Raw genomic sequence first — 19,794 nt, 5'->3', positions numbered from 1 at the left:
GTGATCACGATATCGCCCGCAATCCCCCCGAACCCGACGAATAGCCCGCCCTCGATCCTCCGGTCAGGCGGTGTGCGGGCGGGCGCGGAGCGGACGGATGGGGCGGGCGGCCTGGGTGAGGGTGTGCAGGGCTTCGGTGATCTCGTCGGCGGGCAATGGGTGGGAGAAGTGGAAGCCCTGGCCGGCGTCGCAGCCGAGGCGGCGCAGCGCGATCCGCTGGTCGGCCGTCTCCACGCCCTCGGCGACCACCCGCAGGCCGAGCTGGCGACCCAGGTCGACGACCGCCTGCACGATGGCGGCGGCCTGTCGCGAGTCCGCCATCCGGGCGACGAAGGTGCGGTCCACCTTCAGCTCGTCGACCGCGATCCGGGTGAGGAAGGTCAGCGACGAGAAGCCGGTGCCGAAGTCGTCCACGGCGAAACGCACCCCGAGCGCGCGCAGCTCCCGCAGCACCTGGTCGGTGATGGGCAGTGGGCTGAGCACCACCGTCTCGGTGATCTCCAGGACCAGCCGGGAGGCCGGCATGCCGTGCCGGCGCAGCAGTTCGTCCACGTCCGCGGGCAGCTGCGGGTCCAGCAGGCTGCGTGGGGACAGGTTCACGGCGACGGGCACGTCGAGGCCCTGGCGGGTCCACTCGGCTGCCAGCGTCAGAGCCTGGTCGAGCACGTGCCGGGTGAACCTCCCGAGCAGGTCGCTGGCCTCGACGGCGCGGACGAAGTGCTTGGGCAGCAGCAGACCGCGGCGCGGGTGGTGCCAGCGGATGAGCGCCTCCACCCCGGACGGCGCACCCGTGTCCAGGTCGACCGCGGGCTGCATGACCAGGTGGAGCTGGTCGTCGGTGGCGAGCGCGGCGCGGAGCTCGGCGACCAGCGCGAGCCGGTCGGTGCTGGTCCGGTCGCGGTGCGGGTCGTACGCGGCGACCCGCGAACCCGACTCCTTCGCCTGGTAGAGCGCGACGTCGGCGCGGCGCAGCAGCTCGGTGAGGTCGAACTCGCCCGCGGTCGCCACGGCCACGCCGACCGAGACCTCGGCCGACAGGGTCACCCCGGCGACCTCGGTCGGGCTGGCCAGCGCCGCGGTCAGCATGCGTGCGCGGCGCTGGGCGACCAGGTTCGCGGCGCTGAGCCGGTCGACCTCGTCGTGCTCGGCGGACAATCCGGGCAGGTCGGTCACCAGCAGTGCGAACTCGTCGCCGCCGAGGCGGGCCAGCAGCTCGCCGTGGTCGACGTCGGCGGACAGCCGCGAGGCGGCGGTCTGCAGCAGCTCGTCCCCGGCGAGGTGGCCCAGGGTGTCGTTGACCTCTTTGAAGTGGTCCATGTCGAGCAACAGCAGGGCGACCGGGATGCGGGCGTCGAGGCCGCGCAGCACCGCGTCGCCGCGGTCCATCAGCGCGTCGCGGTTGAGCAGCCGGGTCAGCGGGTCGTGATGGGACTCGTACATGGCGCGTTCACGCAGCTCGCGCAGGGCGTTGTGGGTCGCGGCGTCGTGCAGGGCGGCGGCCAGGGCGTCTCCGAACACGGCCAGCCGGTGCTGGTCGTTGGGCCCCCAGGCGCGCTGGCGCAGCAGCCGCAGGGTGAGCACGCCCACCCGACCGCCGGCCACCTCCAGCACCCGGGTCACCGCGGGTGCCCAGCCGGCGTCGGCCGGCGGCACGTCCGACACCGGCTCGACCTGGACCTCGTCGCCGGTACGCAGGCTGCTGCGGTATCTGGTCTGCGAGCCGAGCACGGTGAGCTCCACCGCCCGCACCGGGAACAGCGAACGGGCCGCCTGCAGGCCCTCCTGCGCCACAGCCAGCTCGTCCAAGCGGTGCAGGGAACGGCTCGCCAGCGCGAACGCCCGCCAGGTGCGGCGTTCCTCGTCCTCGTGCACCCGGTGCACGTAGAGCTGGTGCAGCAGCCACAGCAGCGGCGGCAGCACCCACAACCAGCTGCTGCCCCACAGCCGGACCGCGACCAGGCCGAGCGCGACGTTGCCGACGATCATCACGGGGGTGCCGCGCAGCGCCTGCCAGACCACCCCGATCATGTTCTGCCCGTCGCGCACCGCCAGGTGCACGGCGAGCAGGACGGCGCTGCTGAGCAGGTAGATCAGGGCGGCGAGCACGACCACGGCGGCGGCCTGCGCCGACATCGGCACCACCGGCACGCCGCCGGCCCAGACCACCAGGGCGGCGACGGCCGCGGACAGGGTCAACGACGCGGCGGCGCGGACCGTCTCGATCGGACTGGTGCGATTGCCGGAGACCAGCGACACCACCGGCTTGGCCAGCAGCACGCCGATGCCGGCCGCGGCGGGAATCCAGGAGACCGGCACCAGGATGAAGCCGACGATCAGCGCGGCCTCGCCCCAGTCGACGTCGATGGTGGTGGAACCGACCCGCATCCGCAGGCCGAACAGGTGGGCCAGCGTGATCAGTCCGATGAGCAGCCCGAACTGGCCGAGGTCACCATCGCGCACGCCGAGGATCGCGCCGATGCCCGCGACCAGGACCGCGGTGACGACGAGACACGTTATGACAATACGGACACGCGACGTCAGCGAGGAGGCACCGGACCAGCGGTAGAGTCCGTCCGCCGCCCGCGTGAGCCACCTGCCCATCCGTGCCCCCTGTCCGAGCGCACCTGAAGCGGAGGCCCACCGTCTCCGTCTGAAGACGACGTGCTCTCCGCCTGACGCGACAGGCCGTGTCCGACTCCCTCGGTCCGCCTCAGCGAGGGTCCGGCGTGACGGGCGAGTCCGTCCGCGCACCGTCACTCATGCTCGCCGAATCGAACGTCTCGGGCAACCGCTTCAGCCGCTGATTCATGTTGCGAATCAGGAAAACCGTTGCAGCGGCCAGGAGCAGGATCAACAGCAGCGCCATCGGTCCGGCGAGACCGTCGCCGGACCGGGTGTCGCCGAAGTTGTTGTCGGCCAGGAACTCCAGCATGTGCCTCACCTATCCGCTCCCGCCGGCGTGCGTACGCCGGCGAACAGGTCGTCCTCGGGAATCGCGGTCGCCACGGTCGACCTGACCAGCTGATAGTCCTCGGTCGGCCAGGCCGCGCGCTGCACGGTCAGCGGCGCGCGGAACCAGGGCCCGTCCGGGTCGATCTGGGTCGCGTGCGCGCGCAGCGCGTCGTCACGCAGCTCGAAGAACTCGCCGCAGGGCACCCGGGTGGTGATCCGCGGCGACTTGTCGCCCACCCAGTCGTCGTTGAGCCGCTCGCCGTATGGCGATTCCAGCCCCGCCGCCTCCATCGCCTCGTGCAGCGCCGAGAACTTCAGCTTGGTGAAGCTGATGTGGTAGTAGACCTTCGGCACGTCGAACGCCGGGCCGAAGTCCGGGTAACGCTCCGGGTCGGCGGCCGCCTCGACGGCGGCCATGCTGACCAGGTGCGTCTGGATGTGGTCGGGGTGCGGGTAGCCGCCCTCTTCGTCGTAGGTCAGCAGGACCTGCGGCCGGAACTCGCGGATCAGCTTGACCAGCGGCGCCGCCGCCTCCTCGACCGGCACCCGGGCGAAGCAGCCCTCGGGCAGGCCGGACGGGTCGTCGTGGGTGTAGCCCTCGACCCAGCCCGAATCGACGAAGCCGAGCCAGGCCTGGTCCACGCCGAGGATGTCGCGGGCCGCGGCCATCTCCGCGCGGCGGATCTCGGCGATGTTCTCCCAGACGTCCGGGCGGTCCAGTTTCGGGTTGAGCACGTCCCCACGCTCGCCACCGGTACACGTGACGACCAGCACCTCCGCACCCTCGCGGACATACCGCGCCATCGTCGCGGCACCCTTGGACGACTCGTCGTCCGGATGCGCGTGCACCGCCATCAGTCGCAGCCGCTGCGTCACCGTGCTCTCCCCACGTGCGAGAATCGACCCTGACAGTGTTCCTCACGCGTCTGACGCGCCACACGAAGGACCCCCACCGGTGACCGAGACCTCCACCGACACCGCCGCCGGCCCGGTGGCCGAGCACGCGCCGTGGCCGGCCGGGCGTTACGGCCGCCGCCGTGAGCAGCGCCGCGCCTCCCGTTCGACCGTGGCCGTGCTCGCCGTGCTGACCTTCCTGGCCATGACGTTCATCGGGGCCCGCCTCTACCGGGCGTACGGTGACGGAGACTACACAGCGTCGGTGACAGCGTTCGACGAGGTGACCGACGCGCAGGTCGCGGTGACGTTCCTGATCCGGCTGCCGGCCGACGGGACCGCGGTCTGCCTGATTCGCGCCCGGGACAAGACCGGCACCGAGGTCGGCCTGGAAGAGATCACCGTACGGCCGGGTCCCGACCCGGAGCGCACCATGGTGACGCATCGCCTGGTGACGACGGGACGCCCGGTGACCGGCGAGGTTAAGGGCTGCCACCCGGCGTGAGTCGCTGGTAGGTTGGTAACTTCGCCCATCGCGCTCAATGAGGTAGGTAACACTGCCACGCGGGATCGGCGAGGCACCGCCGGAACGATTCCCAGAACCCGCAAGACCTGAGGAGAACGCCCGTGTCCACGACTGATGCCACCTGGCTGTCCCAGGACGCGTACGACAGGCTCCAGTCCGAGCTGAACGAACTCATCGCCGCCCGGCCCGCGATGGCCGCCGAGATCAACGCCCGCCGCGAGGAGGGCGATCTCAAGGAGAACGGCGGTTACCACGCCGCCCGCGAGGAGCAGGGCAAGGCAGAGGGTCGCATCCGCCAGCTCCAGGAGCTGCTGCGGCTCGCCCACGTCGGTGAGGCCCCCCGCGGCGACAGTGTCTCCGTCGGCAACGTCGTCGTCATCTACTTCGACGACGACACCGAGGACACCGAGACCTTCCTGCTGGGCTCGCGCGAGATCGCGGCGACCACGGACCTGACCGTGTACTCCCCGGAGTCGGCCCTCGGCCAGGCCATCCTCGGCGCCCGCAAGGGCCAGACCGTCACCTACACCGCCCCCAGCGGCGTGGACATCAAGGTGACCGTCGTCTCCTTCGAAGCCTTCGGCGGCTGACCCCGCCCCCGAAACCCACCCAGGACCGGCACCCGCCCACGCGGTGCCGGTCCTGACCTTTCCGCCCACCCCGAGATCGCGACGATCTTGCGTGGGCGGTGAGGATGACACACCCGAATCGGGCGTATCCCCAACAGTTCGCGCAAGACCGTCGCGATCTCGGAGGTCAGCCGAAGGCGTTGTCGACGTCTACCGCGTAGCCGGCGGCGCGTAGGGCGCTGACCAGTTGGTCGGAGTGTTCGGCGCCGCGGGTTTCGACGGAGAGTTCGACTTCGACCTCGCCCAGGTGTAGGCGGGGGTCGTGGCGCTGGTGGGCCACGTCGAGCACGTTGGCGCGCTGCTCGGCGATCAGTGTGAGGAGTGCGGCCAGCTGGCCGGGGCGGTCCGCGCAGCGGACGTTGACGTGCAGGTAGCGTCCGGCGGCGCTGAGGCCGTGCTCGATCACCCGGAGCATCAGCAGCGGGTCGATGTTGCCGCCCGACACCACCGCGACGACCGGGGTGCGCACCTGCACACGGCCCGCGAGCAGCGCGGCGACGCCGACCGAGCCGGCCGGCTCGGCGACCATCTTGCCGCGCTCCAGCAGCATCAGCAGGGCCCGGGAGATCTCCTCGTCGGTGACCGTGACGACCTCGTCGACGAGCTTGCTGATGTGCGCGAAGGTCAGGTCGCCGCAGCGGCCGACGGCGATGCCGTCGGCGATCGTGGCGATGCTGGGCAGGCGCACCGGCCGCCCGGCCCGCAGCGCGGGCGGCACCGCGGCCGCGCCGGCCGCCTGCACACCGATGATCGTGATGTCCGGGCGCAGCGCCTTCGCGGCGACGGCGAGCCCGGAGATCAGGCCGCCCCCGCCGATGCCCGTGATGATCGTCTGCACGTCCGGGCGCTGCTCCAGGATCTCCAGCGCGACCGTGCCCTGTCCGGCGATCACGTCCGGGTGGTCGAACGGGTGGATGAAGACCGCGCCGGTACGCTCGGCGAACTCCTGTGCCGCGACCAGCGCCTCGTCGACGGTGTTGCCGGCGAACTCGACGCGCGCGCCGTACCCCTTGGTCGCCGCGACCTTCGGCAGCGGCGCACCCATCGGCATGAACACGGTGGCCTTGGTCCGGCACAGCCCGGCCGCGAGGGCGACGCCCTGCGCATGGTTGCCCGCGCTCGCCGCGACCACACCCCGCGCCCGCTCCTCCTCGCTGAGCCGCGAGATCCGCACGTAGGCGCCGCGCACCTTGTAGGAGCCCGCGCGCTGCAGGTTCTCGCACTTCAGCCAGGTCGGCCCGCCCAGTTTCGCCGACAGCGGCCGGCACGGCTCGATCGGCGTGGTGCGTACGACGGACCGCAGGCGCTCGCGCGCCGCCTCGATGTCGGCCAGGCTGACCAGCTCAGGTGTCACAGGACGATCGTGCCACTCGGCACGGGTGCCACGGAAACGGGGACGTTCGCGGCCCGGCCGCGCCCGATCCGCGCAGCCTGCGCCCTGCTGATCGACAGGATCAGCTTGACCAGGAAGAAGCCCGCGACCACGGTGCCCACGGCCTCGACCATGCCGAAGGTGAACATGTCCTCGAAGTAGGCGACGTGTGCGTCGATCGAGTAGCCGTCGGGCTCCATCCGGCCGGCGATCTGCGCGGTGCCGACGCTCACCACGTACCCGGCCCACCACACTCCGGTGAACAGGCCGATCCGGCGGTGCCGGAGGCTGGCGGCGGCGACCTGGTGCATCACCTGGCACGGGATGACGAAGTTCGCCAACGGGACGAACCACCCGCCGATCGCCCAGCCCGGGGCCAGCCTGGGCACGGCCTCGGGGAACGCGTCGATGTTCACCCGCGCGCGGTACAGCCAGATGATCACCAGCACGGCCGCGACCAGCCAGCCGAGCACGTCGACCCCGGTGATCGCCAGCTCGACCAGGTACGCGTTCTGCAGCAGGTCGGTGTCCCGGTCGGCGCGGGCCTGCTCCGCCATCGCCCCGGGCACCAGTGCGAGCACCGCGCCCAGCACGGTGAGCACGGCGGAGACCCCGACCGCGACGGCCGCGGCCAGGCCGATGCCGCGCACTGCGTACACCTTCGCCTGCGGCCAGATCAGCGGCGCGTTGCGGTCCAGGCCGCAGCTACGGCAGTAGCTGCCGGTCGCCGGGTTGTCGGCGGAGCAATGGGGGCAGGGCACGGCGTTCTCCAGGGTCGAGGGCCCACGGAGGGTAACCGAACGCCGCGCACCTTCGGCAGTCAGGCCTGGTCAGGGTGGGTTAACCGTGGTGACGTCCGTCACGATCCGTGATCACACCGGGCATCCGCCCGCGGCCGGTTCAGTTCGGGCGCGGGAAGCCCGGAGCGTGCCGCCGCCAGGGCGCGGCCAGCTCGATCTGGCCCGCCACCGCGAGCAGCAGCAGCTCCGTGCCCGGCGGGCCGACCAGCTGCACCGCGGCGGGCAGGCCGTCCGGGCGCACCCCGACGGGCAGGGTCATCGCCGGGAAGCCGGTGATGTTCCACGGCGCGGCGAACGGCGCGTTGCGCACGTTGGCCACCACGTTGGCCAGCCAGCCGCGGCGGTGCCAGTCGGCGGCCTTCAGCGGCGGCCCGGCCAGCACGGGCGTGAGCAGCAGGTCCACCCCGTTGTCGACGAAGAAGTCCAGGCACTGCTGGCGGAACTGCTCGCGGTCCTGGTCACGCACGTACCCGCGCCGCCAAGCCCAGCCGCCCATCGAGACGTGCCGCCGGGTGCGCTTCTGCAGCTTCCACCGGTCGATCCCGGCCGCCTCGACGTCGCGGTACGCCGCGGCGAACCAGGTCGCCAGACCGCGCAGCCCGATCGAGGTCGAGTACGCCGGGTCGGCGGTCAGCGTGTCGTGGCCGCACTCGGCCAGCAGCCGGGTGGCGGTGCCCATCGCCGCCCGGTTCGCCTCGTCGGCGCTCGCCCCGGCCACCGGGGAGCGCAGCGACACCGCGATGCGCAGCCGGCCCGGCTGGCTCAGCGGCTGCGGCGTGCGCCCGGCCAGCACCGCGAAGCCCAGCGCCGCGTCGGCGACCGTGGTGGCCAGCATGCCGTGTTCGACCAGGCCGAACCAGTCGTCGGCGCCCAGGTTCACCGGCAGCACGCCCCGGCCCGGCTTGAGCCCGATCAGACCGCAGCAGGCCGCCGGAATGCGGATCGAGCCCAGCCCGTCGTTGGCGTGGGCGATCGGCACCAGGCCCGCGGAGACCGCGGCGGCCGAGCCGCCGGAGGAGCCGCCGGGGGTACGGTCCAGCGCCCACGGGTTACGGGTCACCGCGCTGTCGTCGTCGGTCACGCCCCACAGCCCCAGCTCGGGCATCCGGGTGGTGCCGAGGACCACCGCACCGGCGCCGCGCAGCCTGCGTACCAACTCGTGGTCCTCCTCGGCCACGGCCTGGCGCGCGCCCGCGGATCCGTGCCACGTCGGCAGCCCCGCGACCGGGGTGTTCTCCTTGACCGCGATCGGCACCCCGGCCAGCGGCAGGTTGGCCATCTCGCTCTGGTCGTCGACCTTCTCCGCCTCGGCGGCCGCCTCCGCGGCCCGCACCGTACGGAACGCGGCCACCACCGGGTCGGTGCGGGTCAGGTAGTCGAGGTGATCGGCCACGACCTGCGTCGCCGACGTGTCACCGCGTCGCACGGCTCGCGCGATCTGCTTGGCGGTGGCGCCGACCCAGGTGTCCGCCATCTCATTCCTCCACCACATCGTGACCCACAACCGGTGCTCCAGTATGGAGTGCGGTGACGCGACGTGAGCAACAGGAGCCTTGCCGCAACGGAATTCATTGGCGATGCTGGGCAGATGCAGCCACAACAGCAGGATCGTGATTGGACTGCAGCTATCGCCGTCGGAGCGGTCCTGCTGGTCGTCGTGCTCGTGGTGTGCCTGGGCGGGGCCGCTGCCGCCTACCTGCTGACCCGTCCCGTTCCCGTCGCGCCGCCATCCCCGTCGACCTCGCCGTCGCCGAGTCCGGTCGCGGTGGTGCCGTCGCCGGCACCGATGTCGCCCGCGCGATGCCTGATAGGACAGTGGCGGGAGACCTCCTACACCGCCAGCGCCGACCTGTTCGGCATCACCGTGCAGCTGACCGGCGCGGGCACATTGCTGGACTACCGCGCGGACGGCACGCTGCTCACCGTGGACAGGGTGACCCGCAAGGGCACCCGCAACGGCGACCGCTACGAAGTGATCCACAACGGCACGACACGCCTGAACTACGAGGCCGACGAAGAGACCATCAACTACAGCAACGCCTCAGCCAAGGGCACCACTACGTGGAAGGTCAACGGCAGCGTCCGCGACCGCGAGAACCTGAGCACCACCATCACCCCCGACCAGTACACCTGCAAAGGCGACAAACTCCGCCTCTACGGCGACAACTACTCCATCGAGGCGGACCGCATCCTCCCGCCCGGGCGGCCGGTCTGAACGGGCTCGCCCGCGAAAGCAGAGATCGCTGTTTCGTGTCGGGAACTGCGGTTCTACCCGAGTTCCCGACACGAAACAGCGATCTTGAAGTGGCCGGCGGGCCGGCGCGGGGCGTCAGCCGAGGGCGGTGGAGAGGTCGGCGAGCAGGTCGTCGATGGTCTCGATGCCGACGGAGAGGCGGATGAGGTCGGCGGGGACCTCCAGCTCGGAACCCGCGACGCTGGCGTGCGTCATCTTGCCCGGGTGCTCGATCAGCGATTCGATGCCGCCCAGCGACTCGGCCAGCGTGAACACCTTGGTCGTGTTGCACACCCGCTCGGCTGCCGCGGGGTCGCCCATCCGGAAGCTGATCATGCCGCCGTACCGGCGCATCTGCTTGGTGGCCAGCTCGTGGCCGGGGTGCTCGGGCAGGCCCGGGTAGAGCACCTGCTTGACCTTCGGGTGCCGGGTCAGGAACTCGGCCACCTTCTCGGCGTTGTCGCAGTGCCGCTCCATGCGCACCGCCAGGGTCTTCACCCCGCGCAGCGTCAGCCAGGCGTCGAACGGGCCGTTGACCGCGCCCATCGCGTTCTGGTGGAACTTCAGCGCATCGGCCAGCGCCAGGTCGTTGAGCACCAGCGCGCCGCCGACCACGTCCGAGTGCCCGCCCACGTACTTCGTGGTCGAGTGGACCACCACGTCCGCACCCAGCGCCAGCGGCTGCTGCAGGTACGGGCTCGCGAAGGTGTTGTCGACCACCAGCAGCGCGTGCGCGTCACGGGACACCGCGGCCAACCCGGCGATGTCGGCGATGCCGAGCAGCGGGTTCGTCGGCGTCTCCACCCAGATCATCTTCGTGTGCGGGGTCACCTTCGCCCGCACGTCGTCGACGTCGGAGATCCGGGCCGCGGTCCAGGACAGGCCCCACCGCTCGGCCACCTTCGCGAACAGGCGGAACGTGCCGCCGTACGCGTCATCGGGAATGATCACGTGGTCGCCGGGCTTGCACACCGTGCGGATGAGCGTGTCCTCGGCGGCCAGGCCGCTGGCGAACGCGAGTCCGCGCGAGCCGCCCTCCAGCGCCGCCAGGCACTCCTGGAGGGAGTCCCGGGTCGGGTTGCCGGACCGGGAGTACTCGTAGCCCAGCCGCGGCGAGCCGACCGCGTCCTGCTTGTAGGTCGACGTCTGGAAGATCGGCGGGATCACCGCGCCGGTGCGCTCGTCCGGCTCCTGGCCCGCATGGATGGCGAGCGTTTCAAACCCGTAAGACATTCCCCCAGCGTAGAGGAGCAGACTGGAGACATGTTCCTTCGCCACAAGAAGCTCGATGTCGTCAACGCCACCGAGGCCCTGCCCGGCCGGGACACCCCGATCGAGGCGCCGGCCGGGCACTACGTGCTGGGCACCCCGCTGACCGGACCTTGGCCGGACGGCATGCAGGTGGCCGTCGTGGCCATGGGCTGCTTCTGGGGCGCCGAGCGCCTCTTCTGGAAGCTGGACGGCGTGTACTCGACCTCGGTCGGCTACGCCGGCGGCATCACGCCGAACCCCACCTACCAGGAGGTCTGCTCCGGCTACACCGGGCACACCGAGGCCGTGGAGATCGTCTTCAACCCCGAGGTCATCTCGTACGCCGAGATCCTGCGGGTGTTCTGGGAGAACCACGACCCGACCCAGGGCATGCGCCAGGGCAACGACATCGGCACCCAGTACCGATCGGCGATCTACGCCACCACGCCGGAACAGCTCAAGGAGGCCGAAGCCTCGCGGGACGCGTTCCAGCCGGTGGTGACCGCCGAGGGCTACGGCCAGATCACCACCGAGATCGCGCTGCTCGGCGAGTACTACTTCGCCGAGGACTACCACCAGCAGTACCTGGCCAAGAACCCCGATGGGTACTGCGGCATCGGGCCGAACGGCATGAGCTGCCCGATCGGCGTCGCGAAGACCGACGCCTGACCCGCGCGTGTCCGAGGCGGGCCGAGACAGACCTGTGTCCTGTCCGGCTCGGCCTGCCTCGCCCAAGGCAACGCGCCGACCGGCACCATCACCCGCGAGTTCGAGCCCTCGCGGTGAGTTCGGATGCCATGCGAGGGCGATACGATTCCGTCGGGAGGTGGAGTCCGTGGCCGCAACGTCATCTCGTGCACGAGGGCGATACGCCAAGCCTGTCGTGCTGCCCGATGGACTTGACCTGCTCATGGGGCCGACGTCTGGGATCGTGTCGCTTCCCCGCCACCTGAAGTGGTCGGGCAGTGTGCGATACGACCTCGATGAGCCGGGACGGATCATGGATCTCTACCGAACCGTGATCAATGAAGCGGCAGCACCTGACGACCTGCACCGATACCTCAACGAGGCGGCGCTGAGGTCACTGTGGGAGACGATCTGGCTGCCCGCACCGGTCCGTTCCGCGTGGGAGCGCCAATTTCCGGACCTCGCCACGACCAGGACATCAGTCGACATCGCATAAACTCCGGTCGTGGAAGCCCGCCATCGCGAGATCACCGAGATAGCTCTGGCCTCAGCCGGCAGGTACGGATTCGCCCTGGCCGGTGGCTACGCGGTCCAAGCTCACGGCATGGGAAACCGTCTCAGCAGCGACGTGGACCTCTTCACCGACTCTCGGGAGCGGACGGACTTCACGCGCGCCGTCGACGAGGTGATCGCCGCCTTCGAGGCGAGCGACTACGACGTGGCCAGCGCCATCCGCAATGACGTCTTCGCCCGGCTGTTGTTGACCAAACGCGGCAGCACGGAACCCGACAAGCTCGAGATGGCAGTCGACTGGCGAGCCCATGCCCCGGTGGATTCTCTGGTCGGCCCGGTCCTGCATCCCGATGACGCGGTCGCCAACAAGATGTGCGCGTTGTTCAGCCGTGCCGAGTCCCGCGACTTCCTGGACGTCGAGGCGGCGATCAGCAGCGGCCGATATTCGCGGGAGACCCTGATCGAGCTAGCGCGCCAGGCAGACCCGGGTTCGACGTGGGCGTCTTCGCCACCGCCCTGCGCTCGCTCGAACGGATCACCGACACCGACTTCGCGGAGTACCAGGTCAGCCCGGAACACCTGGCTGCGCTACGCACGGACTTCGCAGACTGGGCGCGCACACTGAGGAACCGATGATCTGAGCAGGACACCCAGGCGGGTCTGGTGAGAGACTCTGGGGCCGGACGTGCGTGGCCGCCGCGCCCGGCGACGACCACCGCGACGGATCACTCGTAGCAGTCCTGGTTGAGCAGCTGGACGGACAGTTGGATGACCTTCCCGGCCCCGACCTCGATCCGGTAGATCGCCTCAGCGTTGCCCGGCACCCTCACGTAGCCGCGGCCATCCTTGTCCCCGCTGACAGACTCCCAGGACGGGTATGCCCGGCGCAGTTCGTCGAATGTGCTGCCCACGGTGATCCCCTCGGGCGTCTTGACGCCCGAGTACGCATATATGGCGGCCAGGCCGAGCGTCTCGGAGAAGAACAGCCGGCCCGCGATGTCATGCTCCCCCGTGGCGGGCGAACCGACGAGGTGGGCGTACCGATAGCAGCCGCTCTGCTTGCCGGCGAGCGGTGTGATCAGCTTGGTGGCCGCAGCCTGGGCCTGTGTCATGCCGAGCCGCAACCTGCCGTATCCGGTGGGCCCGAGCAGGAGCGCGTCGGCGGGCGGCGGGGGCACCGGTGACGCGGACGTCGAAGGCGCGGCGGGCGTCGTCGCTGCGGGCGTGCCGGCCGGGTTCGCCGAGGGGCCGGTTCCCGTTCCGCTGCCGCAGGCGCCTAGCAGGACGGCCGCGAGGACTGCGGCGGCGAGGGCGGCGGCGGGACGCGAAAGGTACATCGACATGATTTCCTCCCCGTGTCGGTGCAGGACGTCTGTCCTGGACTGCCCAGAACACGTTCTCCGGTGGCCGCCGGTTGCACCCGACTTTCGAGGTGACGGCACGGATCAGCAGTCCGGATCGGGGGACGTCTCGTGACGCGGTGGTGTGTGGATGGTGGAGGCGCGGCCGCTCACCCCTCCACATCGGTGAGGGTGACCGCGGAGGTCATCTTCCGCAGGTGGCCGACGACCCGCTCCGGGCCGTGCAGGCGTACCCGCACGGTGTGCCTGATGTCGGCGCTGGACGCGCCGAGCCGCAGCTCCAGGTCGCCGGGCTCGACGATGCGACGCCCGTCGCGGCCGGTGAACGCGGCCAGGTCGGCGGGCACGGTGAACTCCACCCGGCGAGCCGCGCCCGGCTCCAGCGCCACCCGGGCGTACCCGATCAGCCGCTGCACCGGCCGGGTGACCTGGGCGACCGGATCGTGCAGGTAGAGCTGCACGACCTCGGTGCCGGCCCGCTCGCCGGTGTTGCGGACCGTCAGCGCCACCCGCACCGCGCCGTCGGTCGGGCAGGTCGACTCCTGGTCGGCGAGCGGCTCGGGCGCCCAGGCGAAGCTGGTGTACGACAGCCCGTGGCCGAACGGGAACAGCGGCGTCGGGTCGACGGTGCTCACCTCGGTGGCGTGGCCGAGCGGCGGCATGAGGTAGCTCGCGGGCTGCCCGCCCGGGTGCCGCGGCACGCCGACCGGCAACCGCCCCGACGGGTTGACCCGGCCGGCCAGCACGCCGGCCACCGCGGGCCCGCCCTCCTGACCGGGGAAGAACGCCTGCACGACGGCGGCCAACCGGTCGATCCACTCCCCCAGGGCGTACGGGCGGCCCGACAGCAGCACGGCGACGACCGGCCGTCCGGTGTCGAGCAGCGCCTCCAGCAGCCGCTCCTGCACGCCGGGCAGCCGCAGCTCGGTGACGTCGCAGCCCTCGCCGGAGGTGCCCTTGCCGAACAGGCCCGCCCGGTCGCCGAGCACCACGACGCAGATGTCGGCCTGCTCGGCGAGCGCTACGGCGGCCGCCATGTCCGCGGTGTCCGTGCCGTCGACCGCGCAGCCCGCGGCGTGGGTGAGCGTCGCCTTGGGCAGTTCGGCGCGCAGTGACTCGAGCACCGTGGGAATGGACACGCCGAGCGGCAGGTCCGGGTGGTGCAGCCCGACGTGGCGCGGGAAGGTGTAGCAGCCGAGCATGCCGTCGGCGTCGTCGGCCAGCGGCCCGACCACGGCGATCGAGGCGGTCGGCGGCAGCGGCAGCACCCCGCCGTCGGCCAGCAGCGTCACCGACTGCTCGGCGAGCTGCCGGGCCAGGTCACGGGTGGTGGGCGGGTCGAGGTCGACGGTGTCCGGGCGCGGTGGCGTCCAGCCCGGGTCGAGCAGGCCGAGCGCGCACTTCTGCCGCAGCACCCGGCGCACCGCCCGGTCCACCAGCGTCATCGAGATGGCGCCGTCCTGCACGGCGTCGGCCAGCGGCCGCCCGTAGCAGCGCACGATCGGCAACTCGACATCGACGCCGGCGGCCAGCGCGAGCCCGGCGGCGGCGGTGAGGTCGCCCGCGACGCCGTGCAACGAGTGCAGGAAGGTGATGCCGAAGTAGTCGGCGACGACGGTGCCGTCGAAGCCCCAGGCGCCGCGCAGCAGGTCGGTGAGCAGCCTGCGGTCCGCGGCGGCGGGCACGCCGTCGATCTCGGCGTACGAGTGCATGACCGAGCGCGCGCCCCCGTCGCGCACCGCCATCTCGAACGGCGGCAGCATCACGTCGGACAGCTCGCGGGGTCCCATCGCGACGGGGCCGAAGTTGCGCCCGGCCCGCGAGGCGGAGTAGCCCGCGAAGTGCTTGAGCGTGGCCACGATCCCGGCCGACTCCAGGCCCCGCACGTACGCGGTGCCGACCGTGGCGACCAGGTACGGGTCCTCGCCGATGGTCTCCTCGGTGCGCCCCCAGCGGGCGTCGCGGGACACGTCGAGCACCGGGGCGAGGCCCTGGTGCACGCCTACCGCGCGCATGCCCTGGCCGATCGCGGCGGCCATGCGCTCGACCAGGTCGGGGTCGAACGTCGCGCCCCAGGCCAGCGCGGTCGGGAAGATGGTCGCGCCGTGGGTGGTGAACCCGGTCAGGCACTCCTCGTGCACCAGCGCCGGGATGCCGAAGCGTCCGGACGCGACGATCGCCTCCTGCAGTCCGGCCAGCCGGGCCATGCCCTCGGCGGGGGTGACCGGGGCGGTGCCGAACGGGCGGGTCAGCTGCCCGAGCCCGTCGGCGATCAGGGTCTGCCAGTCGAACCCGTCCTCGACCATGTCCTGCTGGTACGGCGCGACGTCGTCGCCGTCCGAGCCCGCGCCGGGCCACACGCTGTAGAGCTGGGCGATCTTCTCGGCCGGGGTCATCCGCCGGATCAGGTCGTCGACCCGCCGCTCGACCGGCACGGTCGGGTCCCGCCAGGGCTGGTCGTCGGGTCCGAGGTCGGTCACGGCCGCGATGGCGGCGTCCTTGTGGGTCGACATCGCCCTGCCTGTCTTCCACCCGGAATGACTGAACTTCCGGTAGTTTCCGGTATTCACACCTCGCCACTGAGGCATCAGCCATCGCACCCTAGCACCCTGATCCCGCTCGGAGACAAGGGTTGTGAGCCACTTTGTCGCCCACACCGTCGAATTCGGAGCCCGCATCCTGGTTCCGAAACTTTCGTAGAACCACGCCCGCGCTTCCGGACCCCGACCCCTCTTCCCGCCCAGGAAGCGCGCTCGCATGATCGTCCGACTTGCCGGGCAGGTGGGCGAAAGACGGGTCAAGATACGCACAGCTGCCGGGCAAGTCGGACGATCATGTGGACGGTCGGCCGGGCCGGGCGGGTGAGAGATGTGCCCGCACCTTCGGGTCGATGTCGGTCGATGCCGCATTCGAGGTCCGCACCCTCTGACGTTTGGTGATCCAGATGACGTCGGCCGGGCCGGACATGGCTTTCACCAGGCAGTAGCGTTCCCGGCATGACGCTGACGATCCGCCGGGGCGGCACGCCCGAGGACGTGGCCGCGATCGGCGAGCTGCACGCCCTGAGCCGCCGGTCGGCGTACCGGGAACTGCTCACGCCGCAGGAGCTGGCGGAGATCACCGTCGCGGTGCAGCAGGACAAGTGGGCGCGGCGGTACGCCGCCGAGGCGGGCACGCACCGCCTGCACCTCGCCGAACGCGGCGGTGCCGTGGTCGGCTTCTGCTACCTGGGTCCCGCCGGGGCCGAGGAACAGGCCCCGGTCGGCACCGGCATGCTCAACGCCATCCACGTCCACCCGGATGCGATCGGTTCGGGCGTGGGGCTGGCGCTGATGAACACCTGCCTGGCCGGGTTCGCCGCCCTCGGCCACCACCAGGCGCTGCTGTACGTCGTCAGCGACAACACCCGGGCCCGGCGCTTCTACGAGCGGGGTGGCTGGGCCGCCGACGGCGTCACCCGCACCACCCCGATCGGCCCCGCGGTCGTGCCGGTCGTGCGATACGCCCGGCCGATCCCCTGACCGCCCGCGAACGGCTCAGCTGCCGTCGGAGTCCGAGTCGGCGGCCAGCACCAGCACCCCGAGGTAGCCGTCACCGTCCTCGGTGACCTTCAGCAGCATGGTGTTCTGGAAGATGCCGTCGCCGTCGTTGAACGTGTCCCGCCCTGTGTGCGACGCGTACGGGGCCGCCGCGAACACCTTCGTGTTGAGCGCCTCGTCGAACATCAGCTGGGTGGTAAGCACCCGGGTACTGCCGACGTGCACCATCGCGTGGATGTGCACGGTGCGGCCGCGATACCAGCCGGGCCAGATCGTGGTGAACTCGACGATCCCGTCGGCGTTGGTGACCTGGGCCCCGCGCAGGTAACGCTGGTCGTCGACCGGCTGCAGGTCGGCCATGCCGTCGTTCGCGCCGCCGCCGTTCGCGCCACCGGGCGCGTTCCCGCCGGGCGGAGTCCCGCCGGGTGCCCCACTGGGTGGCGTCCCGCCGGGGCCACCGCCGGGTGCCCCGCTGGGCGGGGCGCCGCCGGGCTGCCCGCCGCCGCCCGAGGACAGCGACTCAGCGCCGGAGTACAGGCCCGCCGCGTCGCAGTGCCAGATCTCCACGACCGCGTTGGTGAGCGGCTTGCACTGCTCGCTGTCCTGGACCTTCAGCACCACCCGCAGCCGGGTGCCGGCACGGTCCTCCCGGATGTCACTGCGGATCTTGTCCGCGTCGAAGTAGTACGGCCCCTGCGTGGTGGACGGCGCCAGCCGGCACGTGTTGGCGTCGGCGAACAGGCCGGTCAGGTCCGCCGACGTGGTCGCATCCGGCGACACCGCCTCCCCGCTGGTCGTCGTGGCGGGCGTGCCGTCACCACAGGCGGCGAGCAGGCTGCCCAGCCCGATCGAGCTGATCCCCGCGAAGATCGACCGGCGGCTCACCCGCTGGCCCTCGTGATCGTGTCCCATCGCCTCGTCCCCCTACCCCTGATGCCCCTTGTGGCGGGCGATACCCCTGGTGGCCCTGTGCGGGCGTTACCCCTGGTGGCCCTGTGCGGGCGTTACCCCTGGTGGCCCTGTGCGGGCGTTACCCCTGGGCGGCCCTGTGCGGGCGACGTTAGGCACGTGACGTCGGCGTTGCCTCGGCCCTTGCTGGAAGAACGCTGGGCGTGTCCGGCGCACGCGGTACCCTCCCCCGGTGAAGACGATCTCCACGTGGGGGCGTCCGTGAGCCGGGAGTTGATCGTGCTCGGCACGGCGAGCCAGGTGCCCACCCGCCAGCGCGCGCACAACGGCTATCTGCTGCGCTGGGACGACCAGGGTCTGCTGTTCGACCCGGGTGAGGGCGCCCAGCGGCAGCTGCTGCTGGCCGGGGCCGCGGCGAGCGACATCACCCGGATCTGCATCACGCACTTCCACGGCGACCACTGCCTCGGTCTGCCGGGCATCGTGCAGCGGCTGTCGCTGGACCGGGTGCCGCACGAGGTGCCGGTCCACTTCCCCGGCTCCGGCGCGGAGTTCCTGCAGCGGCTGCGCCACGCCAGCCACTTCCACGACCAGGCCCGCCTCGCCGAGTGCCCGGTCGAGGGGGACGGCGTGCTGGCCACCGGACCGTTCGGCACGCTCAGCGCACGCCGGTTGCGACACCCGGTCGAGTCGTACGGCTACCGCCTGGCCGAGCCCGACGGCCGCCGCATGCTGCCGGAGCGGCTGGCCGCGCTCGGTGTGCACGGCCCGGACGTCGGCGTGCTGCAGCGCGTGGGCACGGTGGTGGCCGGCGGTCGGCTGGTGACCCTCGACGAGGTCAGCGAGCCGCGCCCGGGGCAGGTGGTCGCCTTCGTGATGGACACCGGCTGGTGCGACGCCGCGATCCAGCTGGCCGAGGGCGCCGACCTGCTCGTCATCGAGTCGACGTTCCTGGAGTCGGAGGCCGCGCTGGCGGCGGAGGCAGGGCATCTCACGGCCGCGCAGGCGGCCCGGATCGCCACCGAGGCGGGCGTACGGCGGCTCGTGCTCACCCACTTCTCCCAGCGCCACCCGGATGCCGCCGTTTTCGGCCATGAGGCCGCGGCGTACTTCGACGGGGAGATCGTGGTGGCCGAGGAATTGGCCCGGATCGCCGTACCACCTCGCCGGTGACCGCGACGGCCTAAGCTCGTCGCGGCGGCCGCCGCCTGGCCCGCGCTCGTGGCATGCCGCCCGCACCAGCGGCCTCGTCGTCCTGTTCAGCTGGGCCCACCTGACCGGGAAGGACGCCTTCGGCCTGCTGGGCAACCGTGCCGCCGCCGGGCACCATGTCCACATCGCGGCTGAGGGCCATCCCGCCGCGGCCGACGTCCACCTCAAGCGCTCGTCTCCGCGTACTGCGGCGGTTATCTGCTGCTGGTCTGGAAGTTCTCGCCTTAGCCGAGTCGGGGCGAGGGTACGTGACCGGACTGCGGGGAACCGGAGATCACGTACCCTCGCCCACTGACGCACCCGCACGACTGGGGAGAAACGCCTGGCCGGAGGCGCTTGGAGTCGACGGAGGCATGTCGACTCCCGATCAGCCGTACAGATGCACGCGGCACGCCTACGCTGGCGGAGCGCAACGGCGTCGCCGCTGGGACGGGGCCCGATGACCACGTGCCGGGGGACGGCGGGGCATCGGAACACCCTGTGGTTGGCTAGTCGAAGAGGCTCCTGCGGGTGCCGTTTCGCATGATGGAGCCGCCACGCTCGCCAAGGTCGGCGCGCCAGGCGGGCAATGAGCGCATCCCGTTGATGTCGTGCCGCACGGTCCAGGCCTCCCGCCAGTTCCGGCTGGCCGCGGCTTCCGCGCGCTCGGCCAGCTTTCGTGGCGGGCACGGCCAATGCTGACCGCACCAGTTGCAGAGATGGTCGTCGTCAGGTCTGTTGTGCCGCTCCAGCATCTGCTGCGCGTCGCGCCACAGCAGGTGGTCGGTTATGTCGGAGGGTTCGATGTGGCTGGTCTCGGTGGGTGGTGCATGGTCGACGGTGACCACGATCCACTCTCCCCTCGGTAGCACTGCCGCTTCCGTACGCTTAGTCAACACTCGGCACAAGCAGAGCAGTCGCACAGGCTGTGCGACTG

At 71.4% G+C, this 19,794-nt stretch carries 19 protein-coding genes; 8 read left to right on the top strand and 11 right to left on the bottom strand.

What is annotated here, in order from left to right; translation table 11 throughout:
• Nucleotides 1–63: 63 nt before the first annotated feature.
• From FLL47_RS19325 to mca, 3 genes are all read right to left on the bottom strand, one after another.
• Nucleotides 64–2,601 (bottom strand): putative bifunctional diguanylate cyclase/phosphodiesterase, encoded by a 2,538-nt coding sequence (locus FLL47_RS19325; protein ID WP_144121911.1) that lies wholly within the window; start codon nt 2,599–2,601, stop codon nt 64–66.
• A 109-nt stretch (nt 2,602–2,710) separates the two neighbouring features.
• Nucleotides 2,711–2,932, bottom strand: a complete 222-nt coding sequence (locus FLL47_RS19320) for a hypothetical protein (protein WP_120321494.1) — start codon at nt 2,930–2,932, stop codon at nt 2,711–2,713.
• Between the two features lie 5 nt (nt 2,933–2,937).
• A complete protein-coding gene (mca, locus tag FLL47_RS19315; protein ID WP_144121910.1) occupies nt 2,938–3,828 on the bottom strand; it encodes a mycothiol conjugate amidase Mca in 891 nt (296 codons plus the stop codon).
• Between the two features lie 79 nt (nt 3,829–3,907).
• On the opposite strand from mca, the gene FLL47_RS19310 reads away from it, so the two are divergent.
• Nucleotides 3,908–4,351, top strand: coding sequence for a DUF4307 domain-containing protein (locus FLL47_RS19310; protein WP_144121909.1), 444 nt, complete (start codon nt 3,908–3,910; stop codon nt 4,349–4,351).
• A gap of 122 nt (nt 4,352–4,473) precedes the next feature.
• A complete protein-coding gene (gene greA / locus FLL47_RS19305; protein ID WP_144121908.1) occupies nt 4,474–4,962 on the top strand; it encodes a transcription elongation factor GreA in 489 nt (162 codons plus the stop codon).
• Nucleotides 4,963–5,128: 166 nt separating this feature from the next.
• Here the strand turns inward: greA and ilvA are convergent, their stop codons facing one another.
• The 3 genes from ilvA to FLL47_RS19290 form a co-directional block, all read right to left on the bottom strand.
• On the bottom strand, nt 5,129–6,355 hold the full coding sequence (gene ilvA, locus FLL47_RS19300; protein ID WP_144121907.1) for a threonine ammonia-lyase: 1,227 nt from the start codon (nt 6,353–6,355) through the stop codon (nt 5,129–5,131).
• Nucleotides 6,352–7,134 (bottom strand): DUF4328 domain-containing protein, encoded by a 783-nt coding sequence (locus tag FLL47_RS19295; protein WP_144121906.1) that lies wholly within the window; start codon nt 7,132–7,134, stop codon nt 6,352–6,354. The genes ilvA and FLL47_RS19295 overlap by 4 nt, the downstream gene beginning before the upstream one ends.
• Nucleotides 7,135–7,273: 139 nt before the next feature.
• On the bottom strand, nt 7,274–8,665 hold the full coding sequence (locus FLL47_RS19290) for an amidase (protein WP_246158229.1): 1,392 nt from the start codon (nt 8,663–8,665) through the stop codon (nt 7,274–7,276).
• 96 nt (nt 8,666–8,761) lie between these two features.
• On the opposite strand from FLL47_RS19290, the gene FLL47_RS19285 reads away from it, so the two are divergent.
• The gene (locus FLL47_RS19285) at nt 8,762–9,388 is read left to right on the top strand and encodes a hypothetical protein (RefSeq protein ID WP_144121904.1); all 627 of its coding nucleotides are present in this window, start codon (nt 8,762–8,764) and stop codon (nt 9,386–9,388) included.
• A gap of 114 nt (nt 9,389–9,502) precedes the next feature.
• Here the strand turns inward: FLL47_RS19285 and FLL47_RS19280 are convergent, their stop codons facing one another.
• Nucleotides 9,503–10,639 (bottom strand): cystathionine gamma-synthase, encoded by a 1,137-nt coding sequence (locus tag FLL47_RS19280; RefSeq protein ID WP_144121903.1) that lies wholly within the window; start codon nt 10,637–10,639, stop codon nt 9,503–9,505.
• A gap of 30 nt (nt 10,640–10,669) precedes the next feature.
• On the opposite strand from FLL47_RS19280, the gene msrA reads away from it, so the two are divergent.
• From msrA to FLL47_RS19265, 3 genes are all read left to right on the top strand, one after another.
• Nucleotides 10,670–11,326, top strand: coding sequence for a peptide-methionine (S)-S-oxide reductase MsrA (msrA, locus tag FLL47_RS19275; protein WP_144121902.1), 657 nt, complete (start codon nt 10,670–10,672; stop codon nt 11,324–11,326).
• 166 nt (nt 11,327–11,492) lie between these two features.
• On the top strand, nt 11,493–11,840 hold the full coding sequence (locus FLL47_RS19270; RefSeq protein ID WP_144121901.1) for a hypothetical protein: 348 nt from the start codon (nt 11,493–11,495) through the stop codon (nt 11,838–11,840).
• 9 nt (nt 11,841–11,849) lie between these two features.
• Nucleotides 11,850–12,482 (top strand): nucleotidyl transferase AbiEii/AbiGii toxin family protein, encoded by a 633-nt coding sequence (locus FLL47_RS19265; protein WP_246158226.1) that lies wholly within the window; start codon nt 11,850–11,852, stop codon nt 12,480–12,482.
• 100 nt (nt 12,483–12,582) lie between these two features.
• Here the strand turns inward: FLL47_RS19265 and FLL47_RS19260 are convergent, their stop codons facing one another.
• Nucleotides 12,583–13,200 (bottom strand): hypothetical protein, encoded by a 618-nt coding sequence (locus FLL47_RS19260; RefSeq protein ID WP_144121900.1) that lies wholly within the window; start codon nt 13,198–13,200, stop codon nt 12,583–12,585.
• Between the two features lie 167 nt (nt 13,201–13,367).
• Nucleotides 13,368–15,731 (bottom strand): beta-xylosidase/alpha-l-arabinosidase, encoded by a 2,364-nt coding sequence (locus FLL47_RS19255; protein ID WP_144121899.1) that lies wholly within the window; start codon nt 15,729–15,731, stop codon nt 13,368–13,370.
• 483 nt (nt 15,732–16,214) lie between these two features.
• Between FLL47_RS19255 and FLL47_RS19250 the strand changes: the two genes are divergently transcribed.
• Nucleotides 16,215–16,739 (top strand): GNAT family N-acetyltransferase, encoded by a 525-nt coding sequence (locus FLL47_RS19250; protein WP_144121898.1) that lies wholly within the window; start codon nt 16,215–16,217, stop codon nt 16,737–16,739.
• Between the two features lie 15 nt (nt 16,740–16,754).
• Here the strand turns inward: FLL47_RS19250 and FLL47_RS19245 are convergent, their stop codons facing one another.
• Nucleotides 16,755–17,669: a peptidase associated/transthyretin-like domain-containing protein gene (locus tag FLL47_RS19245; protein WP_144121897.1), complete on the bottom strand. Its 915-nt coding sequence runs from the start codon at nt 17,667–17,669 to the stop codon at nt 16,755–16,757.
• 246 nt (nt 17,670–17,915) lie between these two features.
• Here FLL47_RS19245 and FLL47_RS19240 point away from each other — a divergent pair, with 246 nt between their 5' ends.
• Nucleotides 17,916–18,839: a ribonuclease Z gene (locus FLL47_RS19240; protein ID WP_246158222.1), complete on the top strand. Its 924-nt coding sequence runs from the start codon at nt 17,916–17,918 to the stop codon at nt 18,837–18,839.
• A 527-nt stretch (nt 18,840–19,366) separates the two neighbouring features.
• Here the strand turns inward: FLL47_RS19240 and FLL47_RS19235 are convergent.
• Nucleotides 19,367–19,705, bottom strand: coding sequence for a hypothetical protein (locus FLL47_RS19235; RefSeq protein WP_246158218.1), 339 nt, complete (start codon nt 19,703–19,705; stop codon nt 19,367–19,369).
• Between the last annotated feature and the right edge of the window lie 89 nt (nt 19,706–19,794).

This window comes from Catellatospora sichuanensis (assembly GCF_007483665.1).
Taxonomy (GTDB): domain Bacteria; phylum Actinomycetota; class Actinomycetes; order Mycobacteriales; family Micromonosporaceae; genus Catellatospora; species Catellatospora sichuanensis.
This window is presented reverse-complemented; position numbering and strand designations above follow the sequence as displayed.